General features: G+C 51.2%; 18 protein-coding genes. 10 read left to right on the top strand and 8 right to left on the bottom strand.

Features of this window, described 5'->3' with window-relative positions:
- Window positions 1-62 precede the first annotated feature (62 nt).
- Together BQ6873_RS11530 and BQ6873_RS11525 are read left to right on the top strand one after the other, a co-directional pair.
- The gene (locus BQ6873_RS11530; protein WP_076592773.1) at window positions 63-1,028 is read left to right on the top strand and encodes a Bug family tripartite tricarboxylate transporter substrate binding protein; all 966 of its coding nucleotides are present in this window, start codon (window positions 63-65) and stop codon (window positions 1,026-1,028) included.
- A gap of 135 nt (window positions 1,029-1,163) precedes the next feature.
- Window positions 1,164-2,195 (top strand): porin, encoded by a 1,032-nt coding sequence (locus BQ6873_RS11525; RefSeq protein WP_076592772.1) that lies wholly within the window; start codon window positions 1,164-1,166, stop codon window positions 2,193-2,195.
- 91 nt (window positions 2,196-2,286) lie between these two features.
- On the opposite strand, the gene ligK is transcribed toward BQ6873_RS11525, so the two are convergent.
- From ligK to BQ6873_RS11510, 3 genes are read right to left on the bottom strand one after another with little or no spacing between them, the layout of a single operon-like run.
- A complete protein-coding gene (gene ligK / locus BQ6873_RS11520; RefSeq protein WP_076592771.1) occupies window positions 2,287-2,976 on the bottom strand; it encodes a 4-carboxy-4-hydroxy-2-oxoadipate aldolase/oxaloacetate decarboxylase in 690 nt (229 codons plus the stop codon).
- Window positions 2,977-2,988: 12 nt separating this feature from the next.
- Window positions 2,989-4,017 (bottom strand): amidohydrolase family protein, encoded by a 1,029-nt coding sequence (locus tag BQ6873_RS11515; protein ID WP_076594089.1) that lies wholly within the window; start codon window positions 4,015-4,017, stop codon window positions 2,989-2,991.
- 4 nt (window positions 4,018-4,021) lie between these two features.
- Window positions 4,022-5,158 (bottom strand): 4-oxalomesaconate tautomerase, encoded by a 1,137-nt coding sequence (locus tag BQ6873_RS11510; protein ID WP_076592770.1) that lies wholly within the window; start codon window positions 5,156-5,158, stop codon window positions 4,022-4,024.
- 139 nt (window positions 5,159-5,297) lie between these two features.
- Between BQ6873_RS11510 and BQ6873_RS11505 the strand changes: the two genes are divergently transcribed.
- Window positions 5,298-6,524, top strand: a complete 1,227-nt coding sequence (locus tag BQ6873_RS11505; protein WP_076592769.1) for a LysR family transcriptional regulator — start codon at window positions 5,298-5,300, stop codon at window positions 6,522-6,524.
- A 49-nt stretch (window positions 6,525-6,573) separates the two neighbouring features.
- Here the strand turns inward: BQ6873_RS11505 and mnmE are convergent, their stop codons facing one another.
- From mnmE to rpmH, 5 genes are all read right to left on the bottom strand, one after another.
- Window positions 6,574-7,971 (bottom strand): tRNA uridine-5-carboxymethylaminomethyl(34) synthesis GTPase MnmE, encoded by a 1,398-nt coding sequence (gene mnmE / locus BQ6873_RS11500; RefSeq protein ID WP_076592768.1) that lies wholly within the window; start codon window positions 7,969-7,971, stop codon window positions 6,574-6,576.
- A gap of 102 nt (window positions 7,972-8,073) precedes the next feature.
- A complete protein-coding gene (gene yidC, locus BQ6873_RS11495; RefSeq protein ID WP_076592767.1) occupies window positions 8,074-9,774 on the bottom strand; it encodes a membrane protein insertase YidC in 1,701 nt (566 codons plus the stop codon).
- An 18-nt stretch (window positions 9,775-9,792) separates the two neighbouring features.
- Window positions 9,793-10,056: a membrane protein insertion efficiency factor YidD gene (gene yidD / locus BQ6873_RS11490; protein WP_076592766.1), complete on the bottom strand. Its 264-nt coding sequence runs from the start codon at window positions 10,054-10,056 to the stop codon at window positions 9,793-9,795.
- A complete protein-coding gene (rnpA, locus tag BQ6873_RS11485; RefSeq protein WP_076592765.1) occupies window positions 10,053-10,463 on the bottom strand; it encodes a ribonuclease P protein component in 411 nt (136 codons plus the stop codon). The genes yidD and rnpA overlap by 4 nt, the downstream gene beginning before the upstream one ends.
- A gap of 9 nt (window positions 10,464-10,472) precedes the next feature.
- The gene (gene rpmH, locus BQ6873_RS11480) at window positions 10,473-10,607 is read right to left on the bottom strand and encodes a 50S ribosomal protein L34 (RefSeq protein ID WP_011872825.1); all 135 of its coding nucleotides are present in this window, start codon (window positions 10,605-10,607) and stop codon (window positions 10,473-10,475) included.
- 337 nt (window positions 10,608-10,944) lie between these two features.
- On the opposite strand from rpmH, the gene dnaA reads away from it, so the two are divergent.
- The 7 genes from dnaA (at window position 10,945) to BQ6873_RS11445 (ending at window position 21,507) form a co-directional block, all read left to right on the top strand.
- Window positions 10,945-12,330 (top strand): chromosomal replication initiator protein DnaA, encoded by a 1,386-nt coding sequence (gene dnaA, locus BQ6873_RS11475; protein WP_076592764.1) that lies wholly within the window; start codon window positions 10,945-10,947, stop codon window positions 12,328-12,330.
- Between the two features lie 351 nt (window positions 12,331-12,681).
- Complete coding sequence (gene dnaN / locus BQ6873_RS11470; protein ID WP_076592763.1) at window positions 12,682-13,788, top strand: DNA polymerase III subunit beta; 1,107 nt, start codon at window positions 12,682-12,684, stop codon at window positions 13,786-13,788.
- Window positions 13,789-14,193: 405 nt separating this feature from the next.
- Complete coding sequence (gene gyrB / locus BQ6873_RS11465; RefSeq protein ID WP_076592762.1) at window positions 14,194-16,692, top strand: DNA topoisomerase (ATP-hydrolyzing) subunit B; 2,499 nt, start codon at window positions 14,194-14,196, stop codon at window positions 16,690-16,692.
- A gap of 228 nt (window positions 16,693-16,920) precedes the next feature.
- A complete protein-coding gene (locus BQ6873_RS18450; RefSeq protein ID WP_076592761.1) occupies window positions 16,921-17,184 on the top strand; it encodes a type II toxin-antitoxin system HigB family toxin in 264 nt (87 codons plus the stop codon).
- Between the two features lie 8 nt (window positions 17,185-17,192).
- Entirely contained in the window at window positions 17,193-18,407 is a 1,215-nt protein-coding gene (locus tag BQ6873_RS11455; RefSeq protein ID WP_076594088.1) for an ImmA/IrrE family metallo-endopeptidase, read from the top strand.
- Window position 18,408: 1 nt separating this feature from the next.
- Complete coding sequence (locus BQ6873_RS11450) at window positions 18,409-19,539, top strand: beta family protein (RefSeq protein WP_076592760.1); 1,131 nt, start codon at window positions 18,409-18,411, stop codon at window positions 19,537-19,539.
- 381 nt (window positions 19,540-19,920) lie between these two features.
- The gene (locus BQ6873_RS11445; protein WP_076592759.1) at window positions 19,921-21,507 is read left to right on the top strand and encodes a ShlB/FhaC/HecB family hemolysin secretion/activation protein; all 1,587 of its coding nucleotides are present in this window, start codon (window positions 19,921-19,923) and stop codon (window positions 21,505-21,507) included.

Genomic DNA, 21,507 nt, shown 5'->3' with positions numbered 1-21,507 from the left:
CTCTTACCAGCGAGCCAGCTAATTAATTGAATAATCATAGAGGTAGACCTATGTTGAACATAATGAAAAAGACCCTGAAGGGCGGCATGCTGGCGATTTTGTTCGCGGCATCGACGTCGGCTTTTGCGCAGGCTTATCCTTCGAAAGTAATCAAGATCGTGGTGCCGTTCGGCCCTGGCGGTATTGCTGATCTGACTATCCGCGTCGTCGCGCAGAAAATGTCGGAGTCTATGAAGCAGGCGGTGATAGTTGATAACCGTCCAGGCGCTGGTGGCATTGTGGCGGCCGATGCGGTGGCCAAGGCTTATCCGGATGGTTATACCTTGCTGTTGATCAGCAATGGCACGGCAGTCAGCGCTGGATTGTTCAAGCGTTTGCCGTATGACACGCTCAACGATTTTGCGCCTATCTCTACTTTGGGCTTTTTTGATCTCGCCATCATTTCGAATAACAAAACACCATTCCGCAATGTTGCTGAACTGATTACTTATGCCAAGGCGCATCCGAACAAACTCAACATCGGCACCATCAATCGCGGCAGCACACAAAACCTGGCGGCGGAATTGTTTACGACGGTAGCAGGCGTGGATGCACTGATCGTGCCTTACAAAAATACACCGGATGTAGTGACTGCAGTGACTACGGGTGAGCTGGATGTCGCGGTAGAAATTCTCGGCCCGACATTGCCACAGATCAAATCAGGCAACGTGCGAGCGCTGGCTGTGACGTCGAACAAACGATTCTCGGGTTTGCCGGATGTACCTACTGTTTCGGAAAGTGGTTTGCCTGCCTATCAGGCTGCGTCATGGAACGGTTTGGCTGCACCAGCCAAGACTCCTCTTCCTATCATCGAGCGTCTGAACAAGGAAATTCTTGCAGCAGTGAATTCTCCTGACGTACAAAAACGCCTCTTGAGTTTTGGCGTGACTGCTCAGGGCGGCACGCCTGAAGCGACCAAGCAATTACTCGCATCGGATATGGCCAAGTGGGCCGCCGTCATCGAAAAGGCAAAGATCGAGAAGCAGTGATCGCTAGTTAGATCGCTGCAGACAGATTGATATGGCGCTCGCCATATCTGCCAAAGAATTCGTACACCTGAACGAATAAACGCCCGCGGGGACGGTGGGCAACCTTTGTCTAATTACTTACAAGAGTCATCAAAAATGAAAAAAAAATATCAAAGCATGATGCGTATAGGAGTGGGGTGCGTCGCGATGGGAGCCGCGATGAGCACTTTGGCGCAAGAGACCTCCAAGGTCGAAATCTACGGTTTGGTGGGCGCGTATGTCAGTTCATCGGAACGTAGCGGCGGACCAAAATCGGTTACGCAAGTGGGACACGGTGGCTTGACCACTTCCTTCTTCGGTATCCGCGGCAGCGAAGATCTGGGCGGCGGTTACAAGGCCATCTTCGCAATGGAAAGTTTCTTCCGCACCGATACTGGCGCACAGGGACGCAGCGATACAGATCCTTTCTTCTCGCGCAATTCTTATGTTGGTGTCGAAGGTGGTTTCGGTAAATTGACGTTTGGACGTCAGACCAATCCAACCTATATCAATATGGGTACGCTTAGCCCGTTCGGCGTGTCGGTGGTGTTTTCACCGCTGGTGTTGCAATCGTTTGTTGCGACTTACAACGGCGCCTTTATCGGTGACACGGTCTGGAACAATGCGATTCAATACAGCACACCGCGTGTAGGCGGGTTTGCCGGCAACTTGGTGTATGGCATGGGTGAAGTCGCTGGTCACACAGGCACCGCCAATCTGGGCGCGCATGGTAGCTATGTGAACGGTAATTTTACTGCCGCATTCTCGGCGCAAAGTTTCCGCGCACCAGTGACCGCACCGATGACACGGCAAGATGCTTATCTGCTTGGTGCCACCTATGATTTCAAAGTGCTCAAGGTCTATGGCTCGCTCGGAAAATCGAATGCCGAAGGCACCAAAAATGACACGCGTACCGTCGATCTGGGTGTGAAAATTCCAGTGACAGCAGCCGGTTCCATCCTGGCTGAGTGGGCGCAAACCAAGCGCACACGTGATCTGGTTCCGCGCAATACACGCGACACAGTATCGGTTGGCTACGATCACTTCCTGTCCAAGCGTACTGATGTCTATGCTATCTATTCGTATGACAAGCAAACGGCATTTAATTCGGCGGGAACTTACGGTGTAGGTATACGCCACACCTTCTGATCTAAGTCAGATACAAGTATAAAAAAAGCGGCGCTGCATTTGATTGCAGCGCCGCTTTTATTTGTCCATGCACAAAACGTGCATCTTCTTTTTAATCAATGTAACGCAGGCCGAGTTTCGCCAGCGGTTCGCGGAAGTTGTACATATCGAGACCCAACGTGCCGGCAGCAAGTTTGGCGCGCTTCTCTGTTTCATTCGCTTCGCGTGCAGCAGCAGCATCCGCAACCAGTTGCGCGACCGCTGCAGGGACCACTACGACACCGTCATCATCCGCAATCACGACATCGCCTGGATTGACCACTGCACCGGCACACACCACAGGGATGTTGACCGAACCGAGCGTCGCCTTGATCGTGCCTTTGGCGCTGATCGCTTTGGAGAAGGTTGGGAACTGCATCGCTGCCAGCTCTTTTACATCACGCACGCCAGCATCGATCACGATGCCTTTGGCTCCGCGTGCCTGGAATGAAGTCGCCAGCAAATCGCCGAAATAGCCGTCTGTGCATTCCGCAGTGATTGCGGCGATGACGACGTCACCCGGTTGAATTTGTTCTGCGGCGACATGCATCATCCAGTTGTCGCCAGGATGCAGCAACACGGTGATTGCGGTACCGCACATTTGCGCGCCGCTATAGGCAGGACGGATATACGGCAGCATCAAACCGACACGGCCCATGGCTTCATGGATGGTGCCCGAGCTGAAGCGAGACAGTTGTGCGACGGCGTCTTTATCTGCGCGGACGATGTTGCGTTTGACGATGCCGAGATTATTCAATTGCATGTGATTCTCCTATTAGATGCCTTTGGCCTTCAGGGCCGTATCGAGTCGGCTGAATACGCGACGCGCATTGCCTTCATAAAGTTGGTAACGGGTTTCTGCATTGAGGTGTGGCGATGCTTCGATATAGCGCTTGGTATCGTCGTAGTAGTAGCCGGTTTCCGGATCGATGCCGCGTACTGCTCCTATCATTTCGGATGCGAACAGAATGTTGTCGACCGGGATGACCTTGGTCAGCAGATCGATGCCGGGCTGGTGATAGACGCAGGTGTCGAAGAAAATATTTTTCAGCAAATGATCTTGCAGCAAAGGCTTTTTCATCTCTTGTGCCAGGCCACGGAAACGACCCCAGTGATAAGGCACTGCACCGCCGCCGTGTGGAATCAGGAACTTCAACGTCGGGAAGTCGCTGAACAAATCCGATGTCAGGCATTGCATAAAGGCAGTAGTGTCAGCGTTCAGATAGTGTGCACCAGTGGTGTGGAAGCAGCTATTGCAACTGGTGCTGACGTGGACCATTGCAGGGATGTCGTACTCCACCATTTTTTCGTAGATCGGATACCAGTGACGATCCGACAGTGGTGGCGCAGTCCAGTGACCGCCTGAAGGATCGGGATTCAGATTGATACCGACGAAGCCGTAATCATTGATGCACTTTTCCAACTCAGGAATGCAGGTTGCCGGATCGATGCCTGGCGATTGCGGCAACATTGCAGCGCCGATGAAGTTATCCGGGAACAATTCCGACACGCGGTGACACAACTCATTGCAAATACCAGCCCACGTAGCGCTGGTATTGAAGTCGCCAATGTGATGCGCCATGAAGCTGGCACGTGGCGAAAAAATAGTCAGGTCGATGCCGCGCTCGCGCATGAGTCGCAACTGATTGAGTTCTATCGATTCGCGCAATTCATCGTCGCTGATTTTCAGATCGGCGACTTTAGGGCCGGCATCCGGTGCATTCAAATTGTCGATCTGCTTGCGACGCCATTCTTCCAGCGCCTTGGGCGCTGTGGTGTAGTGACCGTGGCAGTCAATGATCAATGGATCACGCATTGTTGTTACCTTTCCATACTGTTTCGTTAATCATGACTTCGCCGCGCATGATGAGACGTGCGGTGCGCAGCAGCGCGGCCTTGGTCACCACTTGCGGATTATTCGGATCGGTGGCGAGTTCAACGCTGAATTCGCCGGATGGATGTTCTACCGAGACGTTCTTCAATTCGCCGTCGTTGATGACGGCCAGCTTGTCCGCGACTGAGCCGTCGAGGATGCAGGCGCTTGCTACCGTGACGGCTGCCAATACGCCAATGGCGTCGTGACATACATGTGGGATGAAGCAGCGTGTGCTGATGCTGCCGCCATCTTTGGGCGCTGCCAGCAGGCACATTTTCGGATAACTTTTATTGGTCACATCGCCCAGACCCATCAACTCTCCTGTCTTGAGGCGTAGTGCTTCCAACAAGGTTTTCAACTCGCTGTCGGCATTCATTTCAGTTACTGACTCGTAGCCGCTGCGGCCCAGATCGGTGGCACGTAGCAATACCATAGGCATGCCGTTATCTATGCAGGTCACATCCAGATGTATATGCGTATTGCGGTATGCGATGGTGATGCTGTCCAGTACCTTGCCGGTAGGCAGCATGGAACTGCATACCGAGCCGGCGGTATCGAGAAAATTGATCGCGATGGGCGCGGATGTTCCTGGAACGCCATCGATTCTCGTATCGCCGTCGTAGCGTACTTTGCCGTCCGGTGTCTGCACGGTGATGTCGCATTGCATGCCGGTGTTCAAGGTGAGGACGCGCACGGTCGTGCTCTCGCCTTGCGCGGTAATCAGACCGCGTTCCAGTGCGAAGGGCACTACGGCGGCCAGCATATTGCCGCAGTTCGGTGTGGTATCGACTATGTCAGTTGCCGGCTGTAATTGCGCGAACAAAAAATCCAGTGCAACGTCAGGGATGCTGCTCTTGCTGACGATGCCTACTTTGCTGGTCAGTGGATTGGCGCCGCCCAGTCCATCGATCTGGCGTTGATCGGGCGAGCCCATCACGGCCAGTAGCACGCGGTCGCGCTGTGCGATATCGGCAGGCAGATCGGATGCCAGGAAAAAAGGCCCACGAGAAGTGCCGCCGCGCATCAAATAGCACGGTATCGCGCTTAAACCCGTGTTCGTTTCGGACATGTGCTGCTCCATTTGTAATCTCGGCTTCCAGTATTGCAATTGCCACCTTGTCGAGGGTTGCCTTCTCGAGGTATAACCGTTCTAATTTTTTTATCGGTAGCTGGCTGGCAGGCGTGTCAAAAATGTATGGAAAGCGACTATGTCCTCACTTAATCTTCACCATTTACGGACCTTTTGTTCTGTTGCGGCAACTGGAGGCGTTCGACCTGCAGCGGAAGTGCTGTTGCGCGCGCCATCGGCGGTGGTACGCGCAGTTGCGGCACTCGAAGCAGATCTGGACGTGCCCTTGTTCGAACGCAAGGGGCGCGGCATGTTGCTTACCGGCGCAGGCGAGATGGTGTTGTTGCGGGCATTGCGGATAGAGAGTGAATTGAATGCCGTGCGCGAAGATGCGGTGCGTTTATGCGGACAAGGTGCACGGGTTGCTGCGGTGGATGTTTTGTTTAATACCAGCCGCTTGTCTATCGCATCACTGCTGGCTCAGACACATCACATGCCCAGCGTTGCGCGTGCATTGGATTTATCACAACCGGCAGTGAGTGCCGCCAATGCTGTGTTGGAGAAAGCATTGTGTCAGCCCTTGTTCCTGCGTAGTGCGCGTGGCATGGTGCCGACGGATGTTGGCATACGCTGGATCGTACGTTTTGATCGTGCGCTTGCAGAGTTGACGCATATCGAAGCTGATATTTCTGCTCTGAATGGAACCTTGAAAGGTGTCGTGACCATAGGCGCCCTGCCGCTGGCGCGTACCTCTATCCTGCCGGCGGCCATCGTCGCCCTACTCGCGCGTCATCCGAAGTTGCAAGTGCGTTCGCTGGAAAGTCCCTATGAAGAATTGTGTGGGGATCTGCTCAGCGGCAAGGTGGATTTCATCCTCGGCGGATTGCGACCTGCATTGGATAAACAGTTGGTGACGGAATTCTTGTTTGAAGAACCGACCGTATTGATTAGTCGTTCTGCGCATCCACTGGCCGCAAAAGCACGTCTGAACTTCGCAGACATCCAGAAATTTCCATGGGCATTGTCGCGTGCCGGCACACCTTTGCGTGATGAGTTTGAAGCCTTCTTTATTGAGTCGGGTCAGACACCACCACAGCCCGCTGTTGAAACAGGCGATCTGGCTTTGCTACGCGGATTGCTTTTGCACAGCGATATGTTGACCGCGCTCACCGCGCATCAACTGCAGTACGAAATGGAAGCCGGCAGTTTGACGGTATTACCGTTTGAAATGAAAGGGATAGTGCGCGCCATCGGGATCACGACGCGTGCGGGTGCGCATCTGTCACCTGGTGCCGTGGCATTGCTGGCGGAAGTGCGTCGATTGAGTTCTTTGCACGGCAGTATTCCGGAGCCGATTGCAAAGTGATCAGACCTTGGTGCTTGAAGTCATGTCTTCAAGCACCAAGCGACTACATTTACTTGCCGATGCAGAAGCGGCTGAAAATCACGCCGAGTAAATCGTCGGAGGTGAACTCACCGGTGATGCTGCTCAAACGTTCTTGCGCCAGACGCAATTCTTCAGCGAACAGATCGAGTGCCGGATCGGTTGCTTCGTTATCGTGTGCTGCATGCTGTGCTGCCATTTCCAGATGATCGTGTGCTGCTTTCAATGCGATCAAATGACGTTCACGCGCAAGATACAGCGACTCACCAGTTTGTTGCCAACCGACCAGTCGCAACAATTCGGTACGCAATAAATCCATGCCGAGCAAATCAGTCGCCGACACATAGATATGCGTTGCATCCGGCATACGATCGATCGCTGGTCTGTGGCCGGAGAGATCGATCTTGTTCCAGATGCGCATCACAGGCACGTTGGCCGGGAAGCGTTCAACGATTTGTTCATCAGCACGTGTCGGGCCGCGATTGGCATCCAGCATGTGCACGATGACATCGGCCGTTTGCACTGCGGCCCAGGTACGTTCGATACCGATACGCTCGACTTCATCACCCGCGTCAGCAGCATCACGGATACCGGCGGTGTCGATCACGTTAACTGGTATGCCTTCGATCTGTATCGTTTCGATGACCTTGTCACGCGTGGTACCGGCTATCGGTGTGACGATGGCGACATCGCTGCCAGCCAGTGCATTTAACAGCGACGATTTGCCGACGTTGGGTTGACCAGCGAGCACGATGTTCAAGCCGTCACGTAGTAAAGCACCTTGCGATGCCTGGCTGAACACGTTGCGCAATGCTTCGCGTATGCCGTCGAGTTGGCCGCGTGCATCGGATTTTTCCAGGAAGTCGATTTCTTCTTCAGGGAAATCCAGCGTGGCTTCAACCAGCATGCGCAGGTTGGTGATTTTGTCGACCAACTCCTGGATGGTTTTGGAGAATGCGCCGGACAAGGATTGCGATGCCGATTTGGCAGCAGCTTCGGTAGATGCTTCGATCAAGTCGATCACGCCTTCTGCTTGTGCCAGATCCAGTTTGTCATTCAAGAAAGCGCGATGCGTAAATTCGCCCGGTTGCGCCATGCGCAGACCGATTTCGGTACCTGCTTCCAGACAGCGCGCGAGCAGCATTTGCAGCACGACGGGACCGCCGTGGCCTTGCAACTCCAGCACGTCTTCACCGGTGTAGGAATGCGGTGCCTTGAAATAGATCGCCAGACCTTGATCAATCACACTGCCATCGGTGTTGATGAAATTGGTGAAAGTGGCGTGACGTGGCTGTAGTTCGGCACCTTTGGTGGCGCACACTGCCTCGATCACGGAAGAGAGATTTTTACCGGAGACGCGTACGACGCCGATGCCGCCACGGCCTGGTGCGGTGGCGATTGCTGCGATGGGGGAAGAGTCAAAGTTCATGCAGCAATTCTATAGGTTGTTCAGATGTTTTAGGCAACAAAAAAGCCCGCAAACAACGCGGGCTTTTTTTATTTGCGGTAATCGATGATTACCGGTGCAGATTTAGTTCACGATGCCCATCTTTTTGCTGATGGTCCATTGCTGCGCAATCGACAGGATGTTGTTGACTACCCAGTACAGCACGAGGCCGGCAGGGAAGAAGAAGAACATCAGCGAGAATGCGATCGGCATGAACATCATCACTTTAGCCTGGATAGGATCTGGTGGTGTTGGGTTCAGCTTGGTCTGGATGAACATCGAAATCGCCATCAAGATAGGCAAGATACCGATCGTCAGATGGAAACCGAAGATGTTGTATGCGCCGAACAGAACATCCGGTGAAGCCAGATCGGTGATCCACAACCATGGTGCATTACGCATCTCAACGCTAGCCAGCAATACCCAGTACAGCGAAATGAAGACTGGGATCTGAATCACGATAGGCATACAGCCGCCCAAAGGATTGATCTTCTCTTTCTTGTACAGCTCCATCATGGCCGCGTTCATCTTTTGCGGCTCGCCTTTGTACTTGGTACGGATTTCGGTCATCTTAGGCGTGACCAGTTTCATCTTGGCCATGCTGCGATAGCTGGCAGCCGACAATGGGAAGAAGGCCAGTTTGATGACGATGGTCAGGACGATAATGGTCCAGCCCCAGTTGCCGAGCAATTGGTGAATCTGAATCATCAGCCAGAAAATCGGTTTGGCGATAATCGTCAACCAGCCATAATCCTTGACCAGTTCAAAGCCAGGAGCAACTGCTTCCAGACGTTTGGATTCTTGCGGACCGGAGTACAGCGTCGCATCCATCGATTGGGTTGCGCCAGGAGCAACTGCGCCCATAGGCATGATCGCGCCAACTGCGTACAGATTGGTGGCCAGTTTCTTGGTGAAGTATTCACGTGGCACATCAGCAGGTGGTACGAAAGCGGAAACGAAGTAATGCTGCACCATCGCGATCCAGCCGCTGTCGGCTTTCACAACGTGGTCGATTTTGCCTTTTTCGATCGATTCGAAAGTGACTTTCTGAAATTTGTCGGTGTTCGAATAAATAGCAGGACCGGTGAAGGTGCTATAGAACATCGATTCATTATTCAGCTTGGAACCGTCGCGTACCAATTGCAGATACAGCGATGGGTTGATAGCCGCAGCAGTATTGTTCACGACATCATGTTTGATATCGATCTTGTATTCACCGCGTTTAAAGGTGAAGGTCTTGATCAGCTTGACGCCGTTTTGTTCAGCTTCCAATACCAGTTGTACCTGGTCGGAGTTGTCCAGCGCGCGTGGGCCTGGACGTGCTGTAAAGACGGACTTGTGATTCGGGTATGCGCCGCCGATCAAGCCGGTTTGGCCGAGATAGGTGCGTGGCGGAGTGGAGTCGAACAACACGACATCTTTGCTCGAATCCGAGCTCTCGTGATGCTTCAATAATTCCAGATGGCGGATTTCGCCACCAGCGGTATCGATTTCGACTTTAACCAGATCGGTGGTGACCGTGATCAACTCGCTTTTGCTTGGCGCTACGCCATCCGGCACGCTGCCGGCGTTCGCTGCATGTGCGCTGGAGGTCGGTACATCTGCAGTTGGCGCTGCTGCCGCTGCGGTGCTGCCGTCGCCCGCTGCTGCAGGTTTAGCTGCTGCTTGCGTGGTCGGATTGTCGAAGAAGATCGATGGTTTGCCGGTGTAGCGGTTGTAGTTGTCCCACAGCATCAACAGTGAAAACGAGAACACAACCCACAGGACGGTACGTTTGATATCCATAAGTGTCTTAATCAGTAATCAGGAATGGCCGCAACCGCAAGCGGTTGTAGATGAAGTTTTGGATGATGATTTTTTCGGTACCGGATCAACTCCACCGGCATGCCACGGATGGCATTTGCACAGGCGCTTGGTCGCCAGAAAACTGCCCTTCCAAGCACCATGCTCTTCGAGCGCTTCGATAGCGTAGCTAGAGCAGCTTGGATAAAAGCGGCAGTTCTGTCCGAGAAAAGGGCTGATGCCCAATTGGTAAGCGCGTACCAATAACTGCAGGATCGTTTTCATTTGCTTGCCTCCGGCAAACACTGCGAATCACCTTGATGCAGACTTTGAGAAGCAAACAGTCGCGTCAATTCTTCCCGCAATGCGACTTTCAGGCTGGCCGTGGTGGCGGGCCCTTTTTTCGTATTGACAGGTTGCGACAGGCGAACGATGCAATCGATGGACGGCAAAGCCGTTTGTCGGAACAGTTCGCGCGTCACGCGCTTGATGGTATTACGTGTCACGGCGCGAGGCGCAAGGCGTTTGGCAGCGACCACACCCAAACGGGCGTGCGGCAAATCGGTTTTGCGCACATAAAGAACAAAGTGCGCAGTACGTTGCACGGGTCGCAAACGAAAAACGGATGAAAATTCATCCGTTTTAACGATCCGCCGATCGCGTGCAAAGTCGAGCGAACGATCGCCGGTCACGCCATTCGCTTAAGCAGCGAGGCGTTTACGGCCTTTGGCACGACGTGCATTGAGCACAGCGCGGCCACCGCGGGTTGCCATACGGACGCGAAAGCCATGGGTGCGCTTGCGGCGAACGACGGAAGGTTGGTAAGTACGTTTCATGTTGGTCTCGCTAATCAGCAAATAATAAATCGGAACATCACGCGCCCGTCGCCAAATTTCTGGGCAGCTGGTGCATGCTGATGCCTGACTGGCGACAACACAACTTACCAACATCCTGGGTAGTGAACCCTGAATTAGACAGCATTTTCTGCTTCCCTGTCAATCACTTAGCATACTTTTGCTGAATTAGTACTTATTGAAATAAGCGTCCAGCCTGTGGATAACTTTGCTCAGCAAGGGTAGAATAGCTGCAACATGTGGCGCGCCGACCGGCATATAAATAGACCACCCATGGCCGCCGCAGCATTACCCTCGAACAAATTCACGTAGAAGATTCATGGAAAATTTCTGGCAGACCTGCTCCGCCCAGTTGGAGCAGGAGTTGACGCCTCAACAATATAGTGCGTGGATCAAACCACTCGCGCCGCTCGATTACGAGGATGGCACGTTGCGGATTGCCGCGCCGAATCGTTTCAAGCTGGATTGGGTCAAAACCCAATTCGCCAGCCGCATCACGAGCATCGCTGCACAGTTTTGGGACATGCCGGTAGACGTTCAGTTCGTACTCGACCCTCGCCTCAATTCGCCCAAGAAGCCGGCCGCGCAAACCAGCAGCGTTGCCTCACCGCAATCGGACGAAGTGCCGTCCAATGTGCTGGAACCTATTCCGTCCAGCGCTGCTGAGCAAACCCCGCGCCGCGACCAAAGCCGTATTAATACAGCACTGACATTTGACAGTTTCGTTACCGGTAAAGCCAACCAATTGGCACGCGCCGCAGCGATCCAGGTCGCCAATAATCCGGGCAGTTCCTACAACCCGCTGTTCTTATATGGCGGCGTTGGTTTGGGTAAAACCCATTTGATACACGCCATCGGCAATCAGGTTCTGGCCGACAATCCTAACGTCAAAATCCGCTACATCCACGCAGAACAGTACGTTAGAGACGTAGTGACTGCTTACCAACGTAAGGGTTTTGACGACTTCAAGCGCTATTACCATTCGCTCGATTTGTTGCTGATTGACGACATCCAATTCTTTGGTGGCAAGAGCCGCACGCAGGAAGAATTCTTCTACGCCTTTGAAGCGTTGATCGCTGCCAAGAAGCAAATCATCATCACCAGCGACACCTATCCGAAAGAAATCACCGGCATGGATGATCGCCTGATTTCACGTTTCGACTCGGGTTTGACGGTCGCAGTAGAGCCGCCTGAGCTGGAAATGCGCGTTGCCATTTTGCTCAAAAAAGCGGTGCAAGAAGGTGTGACCTTCTCCGATGACGTGGCATTTTTCGTTGCCAAACATTTACGATCCAACGTCCGTGAGCTGGAAGGCGCTCTGCGCAAGATTCTTGCTTACTCCCGTTTTCATGGGAAGGACATCACGATTGAAGTTGTCAAGGATGCACTAAAAGATTTGTTGTCGGTACAGAACCGCCAGATCTCGGTAGAGAACATTCAAAAGACGGTGGCGGACTTTTTCAATATCAAAGTGGCGGATATGTATTCCAAAAAACGCCCTGCGAATATTGCCAGACCACGCCAGATAGCGATGTATCTTGCCAAAGAATTAACGCAAAAGAGCTTGCCGGAAATCGGCGAGTTGTTTGGCGGACGTGACCATACGACGGTGTTGCACGCGGTACGCAAGATTGCGGCGGACCGGGGCAAGAGCCCGGAATGCAATCACGAGTTACACGTTTTAGAACAAACCTTAAAAGGTTGATGGGTAAATCGCTGCTGCCTATCGTCCTGTGGATAACTTTGTGGATATCCTTGGGATAAGCGGTTGATAACAGGTGAATAAGTAAGAAGCGGGACAAAATCGCGTCAAACCGGCTTTTAGACGAGGGTTTCTGTCAAAATACGGGGTGTCGTTACCAGTGCTGTTCAGTTAAAAATGCCGCACCCTACTTTGCCCTTTTATATAGGCATGAACGGGATGACGGCCAAAAAGAATACTGGGTGGCATCAAGTTGACCCGCATCTATATAAATAAGTAAGTTGCAGGTTGTGCGCATCAGGCATTTGTTTCACTGAATACCGCATTCGTTTAACTATCGATAAGGATCTAACTATGCAATTGGTCAAAACCCAACGAGACGCGCTGCTACGTCCGCTGCAGATCGTGAGTGGTATTGTCGAGCGTCGGCACACATTGCCGATTCTGGCCAATATCCTCATACGCAAGGATGGCGAGAGAGTCTCATTCCTGTCGACCGACATCGAAGTGCAAATCACCACGCACGCACAAGTCGGCAGTGGCAACGACATCGCATCGACCACGGTCGCTGCACGTAAATTGCTCGACATTTTGCGCGCACTGCCGGACTCCGGCGATGTATCGCTGACGCTGGCTAACAAACGCATGACCGTGCAATCGGGCAAGTCGCGTTTTGCTTTGCAAACTTTGGCTGCGGAAGAATTCCCTACCGTTGCACAAGCTGAGCAATACAACGCCAAAGTCACGCTGCCGCAAAAAACATTGAAGCACCTTTTTAACATGGTGCATTTCTCGATGGCGCAGCAAGACATCCGTTATTACCTCAACGGTTTGTTGCTGGTCGTCGATGGCAAGAACGTGATTGCAGTCGCAACCGACGGTCACCGTCTGGCTTTCTGCCAGGTTGAAACCGATCAGGAGTTCGCGCGTCAGGAAGTCATCATCCCGCGCAAAACCATCATCGAATTGCAACGCCTGCTGGAAGATACCGATCAGCCTGTCGATCTGGAAATCGCCAACAACCAAGTCAAGCTCACGTTCGGCGATATCGAACTGATTTCGAAATTGGTCGAAGGCAAGTTCCCGGATTACACCCGCGTCGTCCCTAAGGGTTACAAGAACAACTTCACGATTGGCCGCGATGCATTGCTGCGTTCGCTGCAGCGCGCTGCGATCATGACGTCCGACAAGTTCAAAGGTGTGCGTTGCATCATGAGCCCGGGCAGCATGAAGATCAGTTCGACCAATGCCGATCAGGAAGAAGCAGTCGAAGAAATCGAAATCGATTACGGTGGAGATAGCGTCGATATCGGCTTCAACGTGACCTATTTGCTGGACGTATTGAACAACCTGAAAGGCGACAATATCAACATCGCCCTCGGCGACGCCAATTCATCCGCACTGATCACCGTGCCGGATAATCCTGACTTTAAATACGTCGTCATGCCGATGCGTATTTAAGCCTCAAAATAAGAGTCAGAAAAGGGGATAAATCGCTTTAAAAACAGCGGTTTGCCCCCATCTAAGAAAGTGACGCAAAGCATGATTGCTACCTTTGTTTTCTTATGAGATAAAGGTAGTTCAGCTTTGCAGTAGTAGCACTGATTTGTAGCTTGTTTTACAGCAATTTTTTGTAGTTAAGTTATTTGCAAGCATGTGTGAGGTCAAGCCAGCCAGCGCGGTAGTCCGCGCAAGCCCGCTCTTTTCCTTCCAGGAAAAAGCCGGATAGGTCAGCCTCTTTGAGTAACCGCCAGGTATTCAAACCCGCCTTCCGCTTTTTCTCTTCTCGATCACCGCGCGGTGACGAGAGAAGGCTAAAGCTCCCACTGTCGGCAATGACTTAGTAACCGTTTTTTAAAGGTAGCCATGTCCGCGATCCCTAACGACAACACCCCGCAGTCGCAATCCGCTCAATACGGTGCGTCTTCCATCCAGATCCTCGAAGGGCTGGAGGCAGTGCGCAAGCGCCCAGGTATGTACATTGGCGATACGTCGGACGGTACCGGCTTGCATCACTGCGTGTTCGAAGTGTTGGATAACTCCATCGATGAATCGCTGGCCGGTCATTGCACCGAGATCCATGTCACCATCCATTCCGATAACTCCATCTCCATCACCGATAACGGTCGCGGTATTCCGACTGGCATCAAGTGGGACGACAAGCACGAGCCTAAACGCAGTGCGGCAGAAATCGTCATGACCGAATTGCACGCAGGTGGCAAGTTCGATCAAAACTCATACAAAGTCTCCGGTGGTTTGCACGGCGTTGGTGTGTCTTGCGTCAATGGTTTATCCAAACTGTTGAAGTTGACGATTCGTCGCGATGGCAAAAAGCATGAGATGGAATTCGTCCGTGGCGTACCGCAGAATCGCCAGATCGAAACGATCGATGGCATGGTCGTCTCGCCGATCAAGGTCGTAGGCGATACCGACAAGCGTGGTACGGAAGTCCACTTCTGGGCCGATGAAGAAATTTTCAACAATGTCGAATTCCACTACGACATTCTGGCCAAGCGCATCCGCGAACTGTCCTTCTTGAATAACGGCGTCAACATCAAGTTGAGCGATCAACGCACCGGTAAGGAAGAAATTTTTGCGTTCGAAGGCGGCACCCGCGGCTTCGTTGAGTACATCAACAAAGCCAAGAGCGTTTTGCACCCAACGATTTTCCAGGCAACTGGCGAACGTTTGTCCGATCAAAACACCAACATCACCGTTGACGTCTCCATGCAATGGAACGACGCTTACAACGAACAAGTGCTCTGCTTCACCAACAACATTCCACAACGCGATGGCGGCACTCATCTGACCGGCCTGCGCGCTGCGATGACGCGCGTCATCAACAAATACATTGAAGAACACGAGTTCGCCAAGAAAGCGAAAGTTGAAGTCACCGGCGACGATATGCGAGAAGGTCTGACTTGCGTCTTGTCAGTCAAAGTGCCTGAACCAAAATTCAGCTCGCAGACTAAAGACAAACTGGTGTCGAGCGAAGTGCGCGGTCCAGTTGAAGAGATCGTTGCCAAAACATTGAGCGACTACCTGCAAGAAAAACCAAACGACGCCAAGATCATTTGCGGCAAGATCGTGGAAGCAGCACGTGCGCGCGAAGCAGCGCGTAAAGCGCGCGACCTCACCCGTCGTAAAGGCGTGATGGACGGCCTCGGCCTCTCCGCCAAGCTGGCCGACTGCCAGGAAAAAGATCCCGCCCTGTGCGAACTCTACGTAGTCGAAGGTGACTCCGCGGGCGGCTCCGCCAAGCAAGGTCGCGACCGTAAGTTCCAGGCGATTCTGCCATTGCGCGGTAAAGTCTTGAACGTTGAAAAAGCGCGCTTTGAAAAAATGCTCGCCAGCGAACAGATCACCACATTGATCGCCACGTTAGGTACGAGTATCGGCGCGGACGAATTCAATATCGAAAAGCTGCGTTATCACCGCATCATCATCATGACCGATGCTGACGTCGACGGCGCCCACATCCGCACCCTGCTGCTCACCCTGCTGTATCGCCAGATGCCGCAACTGGTCGAGCGCGGCCACGTCTACATCGCGCAACCGCCGCTGTACAAGGTCAAGCACGGCAAGGATGAACGTTATCTGAAAGATGACGTGGAAGAAGCCGTCTACATGATGCAGATCGCATTGAACGATGCGGCATTGATTCCGTCTGAAGGCGCAGCGCCTATCAGCGGCGATGCGTTGGCCGAACTGGTACGTCAATACAACACAGCCAATGCCATTATCAATCGTCTGACCCGTGCCGTTGATGGTGCTGCCCTCACCGCCATCATGACTGGCGTCACGCTGGATCTGAGCTCGGTAGCCGCAGCGGAAGATTCGGCGCAGCGTTTGCAACAAGGCATCAACGAACCATCGGTGACCGTGACTGTGAAGTCGGATGAATTGTCCGGCAAACACACTTTGCGTATCAACCGCATGTACCACGGCAACGTCAAAGCTAGCAGCATCGACAGCGACTTCGTCACTGGCGCGGACTACACCGTGCTCGCCGCAGCTGCTGCAACCTTTAAAGGTTTGATCGGCGCAGGTGCAATGGTGCAACGTGGCGTGGGAGAGAAAGCCAAAACCATCGGCATCAACGACTTCCATCAAGCAATGAACTGGCTGCGCAGCGAAGCAGAACGCAACGTCGGCAAGCAACGCTACAAAGGTCTGGGCGAGATGAACCCATCGCAACTGTGGGAAACAACCATGGACCCAACCGTGCGCCGCTTGTTAAAAGTGCAGATCGAAGATGCGATCGCAGCGGATCAGATTTTCACAACGCTGATGGGCGATGACGTGGAACCACGTCGTGCGTTTATTGAGTTGAATGCGCTGTCTGCTGGGAATATTGATATTTAAAATTATGCCGTGATCAAATAAAAAGCCAACTTTATTAGTTGGCTTTTTATTTGTGTATCTCTTGAAAGATATGGCTATTTCCATAACTTTTAAAGTGAAACCTGTCAAAAAAAGAATTGAGTACTGTGTTTTTATACAGTAAAATAAAGCCATGTATTCCCGTTTTGGGAACTTGACTTCATTTAACTCTGCTGATATCTTGTTCCCATATCGTGAATTTTTGAATTTATGAAACTACTTGGAAGGAATCGACTGCAAGCATTGTTCGGACTGGATGAACAGATCGATAAGTGGCTTGTTAGTTGGATGTCGGAAATGTCACACGCAAACTGGAAGCATGCTAACGATGTTCGTCAGCAATTTCCCCAGGCTAAATGTGTGGCTGAAACGATTTTTCAATTCCGAGTAGGGCCGCACACGCAATACATTGAAGTAGCCATGATGTATCCGTTATCTGTAGCGGTGATAACCGACCTGAAATACATAAATTGATGATATCAATGGAAGCCAAAGTTATACGCTCTGAAGAGCAGCATCAAGAGTATTTAAAGGAGATGCAGAGATTAATTTCTCTATCCCCGAAACCAGGTAGCCTGGAATCGGAGCGATTGGAATTGCTTTCTGTTCTTGTTGAAGCTTATGAGAATCAAAAATATCCGATTGAAGCACCGGATCCTATTGATGCAATTCTTTTTAGAATGCAAGAGCAAGGATTAAAGCAAGCAGATCTAGTTCCCTACTTTGGAACTAGAAGTCGAGTGTCGGAGGTTTTAAGTAGAAAGCGTCCGCTTACTGTAAACATGATTCGGGCTATTTCATTGGGCCTTGGAATAACGGCAGAGACGCTAATAGGCATTGATCTCCAAGATGGGGCCTCGACGAAAAAAGATGATGTGGACTGGGGCAGTTTTCCCATCAAGGAAATGGTAGCTAGGGGGTGGCTAGAGAAGTTTGCTAATAAGGCTGTGCAATCAACAGAAGAACTCGTGCATGGTTTTATTGCGAACACGGGTATTGAATTTGGTAGCGCAGCTTTTCGACGGACAGTAAATGGAGATGCGTATTCACCGGCAACCAGATATGCGTTGTACGCTTGGTTGGCGCGGGTTATTCAGAAGGCTAGAGAAAAGAAAAACAATCTTGGAAAATTTGACAAAAATGTTTTTTCAACGGGTTTTTTTCGAGAGTTAGCGCAGTTAAGTTGGTCTGAACAAGGACCGTCTATAGCAGTAGAGTTTTTGGAGAAGCGAGGAATTGCTGTTGTAATTGAACCCGCGCTGAAGGGGACATTATTGGATGGTGCTGCATTAAAAGATGTAGATGGAATCCCAATTATTGGACTAACGTTAAGGTTTGACCGAATCGACAATTTTTGGTTTACGTTATTACATGAGGTGGCTCATCTCTGGAAACACGTAGACCATGATGAAACATTTCTTGATAATTTGGACTCTTCATCAGAGGATCGTAGAGAGGTAGAGGCGAATAGGATAGCTAAAGAAGCGTTAATACCGAGGGTTGCATGGAAACGTAGTGATGCATATCTTTATCCTAGTGCAGAATCCATAGATAAGCTCTCAAGAGAACTTCGAATTCATCCGGCCATTATTGCCGGTAGGATAAGAAAAGAGCGTGAAAATTACACACTTTTCAATGATTTAATTGGGCATTACCAAGTTCGCAAGCATTTCAACTTAACTGAGTCTGAGGTTTAGCATGGGTGTCTTATATGTTCCAATATTGGCCGCAAAATTAGGGGAGTTCTCTGCTCTTGCGAAATTGTCGAAAAGTAGTACTGAGCAGATTCTCCCCGTCTTTGAGATTCCGAAACCAAAGGATGGCGCGCCGATAGAGGCAGCGATAGCGAAGACTGCAGTTAAAACGGGTAAAGTTTGGTCGGGGCGCGAAGCATTCATGGACATCATGAAATGGAAACCGAATGCTCGTACGGAAAGTGGGATTCATGTTCTCGAATTTGCATTCACGCAGTTGCGAGCTGAAGGAGTCATTGCTCATCCCGTGGTTTCTTATGATCGTTGGGACGATCATGAATATAGTCTTGCATTAAAGAATATTCGTCTTACTTATCCGATAAAGCTTTGCATTCGGTTGGAGGCAGAAGCTCTTGAGGATATGGGAGATTTTCCCTATTTCAAAGAGCGCTTGGATGAAATCATGTCAACTCTCGACATCGTGCCAAGCAATTGCTACATACTCGTTGATCTAGGAAATGTCGCAAAATCTGCTGTGCCGGATGTGCTGGCAACTGCTGAGCTAGCGATTGATAATGTCCGTGCCTTGGGATTCACGTCAGTTATCTTAGCTGGAAGTTCGATGGCTTCATCTATAAATGAAGCTGTGAGTAAACCTGATACAACAGGATGTATACCTAGAATCGAGATGATGGCTTGGAAAGCAATTTTTGCATCTAGAAACGATAAGAATATTATTTTTGGTGATTATGCGGTAAGAAGTGCTAATGCTGCTGACGGTATTATTACGCAATACAATAATGCGAAGATACGGTACACAATCAACAACCAGTTCTTTATTGTTAGGGGGCGTTCCAAACATTTAAGTCCGCTCGGAAAACAAAATCAAACTTTAGCTCAGCGTTTAGTTGCGTCACAACATTATATGGGGGCGGGATTCAGTTGGGGAGATGCGCAAATTATGGAGTGCAGTCTTCCTAACTCTCGGGAAATGGGTTCGCCGACAACTTGGATTGGAATTGATAGTAATCATCATATTCATGCGGTGATTGCAGAAATTTTCGAATTCCAGCAAAAAATTACTACTATTCCTCAACTAGCGGCTAACGAGATTGGAATCGCTCGTAAAAATTAACTTAGGCTGTACGGATTTACTACATTAATTTTAGTTAATTCACGGTTGTTGATATGACTTGTTGAAAAAGAGGGGGAGAAGACCAATTTCTCCCCCTCTTTTTATTGTGTCAAATTTCATCAAAATCCAATTTGAGGACAGAGTTCCAGTATTAATTTATTTGTAAAAAGAATCCTTCTTCTATTTTTCATGAGCAATCTCAGCTTTCCGTTAAAACGTCGCTGAGTTGTCGCGTTCTAACCTCATTCTGTGTGATTCCCTTTAGAAATTTTCCTTGTTGGAAATACAAATCGGTAGACTTGTGATCCACGGCACGCCTGCTTTCTGATGCGCAGCGCTGGCCTAAAAATCATAATAACTACGCTGCCCAAGGGCGAATCGATGAAATCCCGTTTTATATCTTTGTTTGCCGGCGCATTGCTAGCAACCGTCAGTGCTGTGTCTTGCGCAGCCGATGCTGGCAACACTTCCCCTCACTTCGATATCAATCGCTTTGACGTTCGCGGTAACACGCTGTTGTCTACGCAGACAGTTGATCAATTGGTCGCACCTTTTATAGGCAAGCATCGCGATTTTGCCGATGTGATAGGTGCGTTGGAAGCGGTGGAGGCGGCTTACCATGCGCGCGGTTATCAACTGGTGCGCATCGATCTACCAGAGCAGGAACTTGATCACGGTACTGTAGTGCTGAATGTCGTACAAACTAAAATCGGTAATGTCGTCATCGAAGGCAACAGCCATTTCGATGATGCCAATATCCGTCGTTCCTTGCCTGCCTTGCATGAAGGACAAACGCCTGATCTGAAAGCGGTGTCCAAGAGCCTGAAGCTGGCCAATGAGAATCCGGCCAAGAAGGTCACGATGCGCATGAAGTCCGGTGCGGAGGACGATGAAGTCGAGGCGACGTTGGCAGTTGTTGATGAGTCGATTTGGCGCACGACGGTCAATCTGGACAATACCGGCACACCGTCAACCGGCCGCACCCGCGCCGGTGTCGTACTGCAGAACGCCAATATGTTCGGCCTCGATCATGTGATGAGCTTGCAGTACACGACTACGCTGGAAGAGCCTAGCCGCGTTGGTGTATATGGCGTCGGTTATCACATACCGCTGTATGCGCTCGGTGACTCGATGGATTTTTATGCGAGTTATTCGGATGTGAATGCAGGTACGGTGACCGCAGGTATTTTCGATGTGGCGGTGAGTGGTAAAGGTTCGATGTACGGCGCACGCTATAACCAGAACCTGGCGACCGTAGGTAATTACGAATCAAAGATTTTGTACGGCATCGACCTGAAGGAATACAAGAACAGCATGCAGCTGCTCGGCGTCGAGCTGGGTGCCGATATTACGGTACGTCCACTCAGCATCGGCTATCAGGGCGATTGGGCATTGGCGAACGGTTCGGCCAGCTTTGTCACCACCTTGCTGCATAACATTGCCGGCGGCACGAACGGTCGCCAAAGCGATTTCGATAAAGTGCGCTTCGATGCGAAAGCGAATTACACCGCGGTACGCGTTGGTGCGAGCCTGACACAGGCGTTGCCGGCCGAATGGTTGGCGCGTGCCATCATCAATGGCCAATACACCAAGGATGCCTTGATTCCGGGTGAACAGTTCGGTGCGGGTGGCGCTAGTTCGGTACGTGGCTTCCTGGAGCGTGAAGTAGCGAACGATTCAGGTATCACCGGTAATTTTGAGGTGTATACCGCGCCACTGTGCGGTAGCAGTAAATGGCAATGTCGAGCATTGGCTTTTTACGATCATGCCTATCTGACACGTAACCATGCATTGCCGGGTGAATTCACAAGCATTTCTATCAATAGCGTCGGCTTGGGTCTACGCTTGCAGTTAGCCAATGACGTGAACTTCCAGGTCGATGTGGCCCATGTGTTGCGCGATTCAGCGATGACAGTTACCCGCAGCGGTGACAACCGTGTCCACGCTCGTCTTGCCTTGTCTTTCTAA

The sequence above is a fragment of the Herminiimonas arsenitoxidans genome (assembly GCF_900130075.1).
GTDB classification, from domain to species: domain Bacteria; phylum Pseudomonadota; class Gammaproteobacteria; order Burkholderiales; family Burkholderiaceae_D; genus Oxalicibacterium; species Oxalicibacterium arsenitoxidans.
This window is presented reverse-complemented; position numbering and strand designations above follow the sequence as displayed.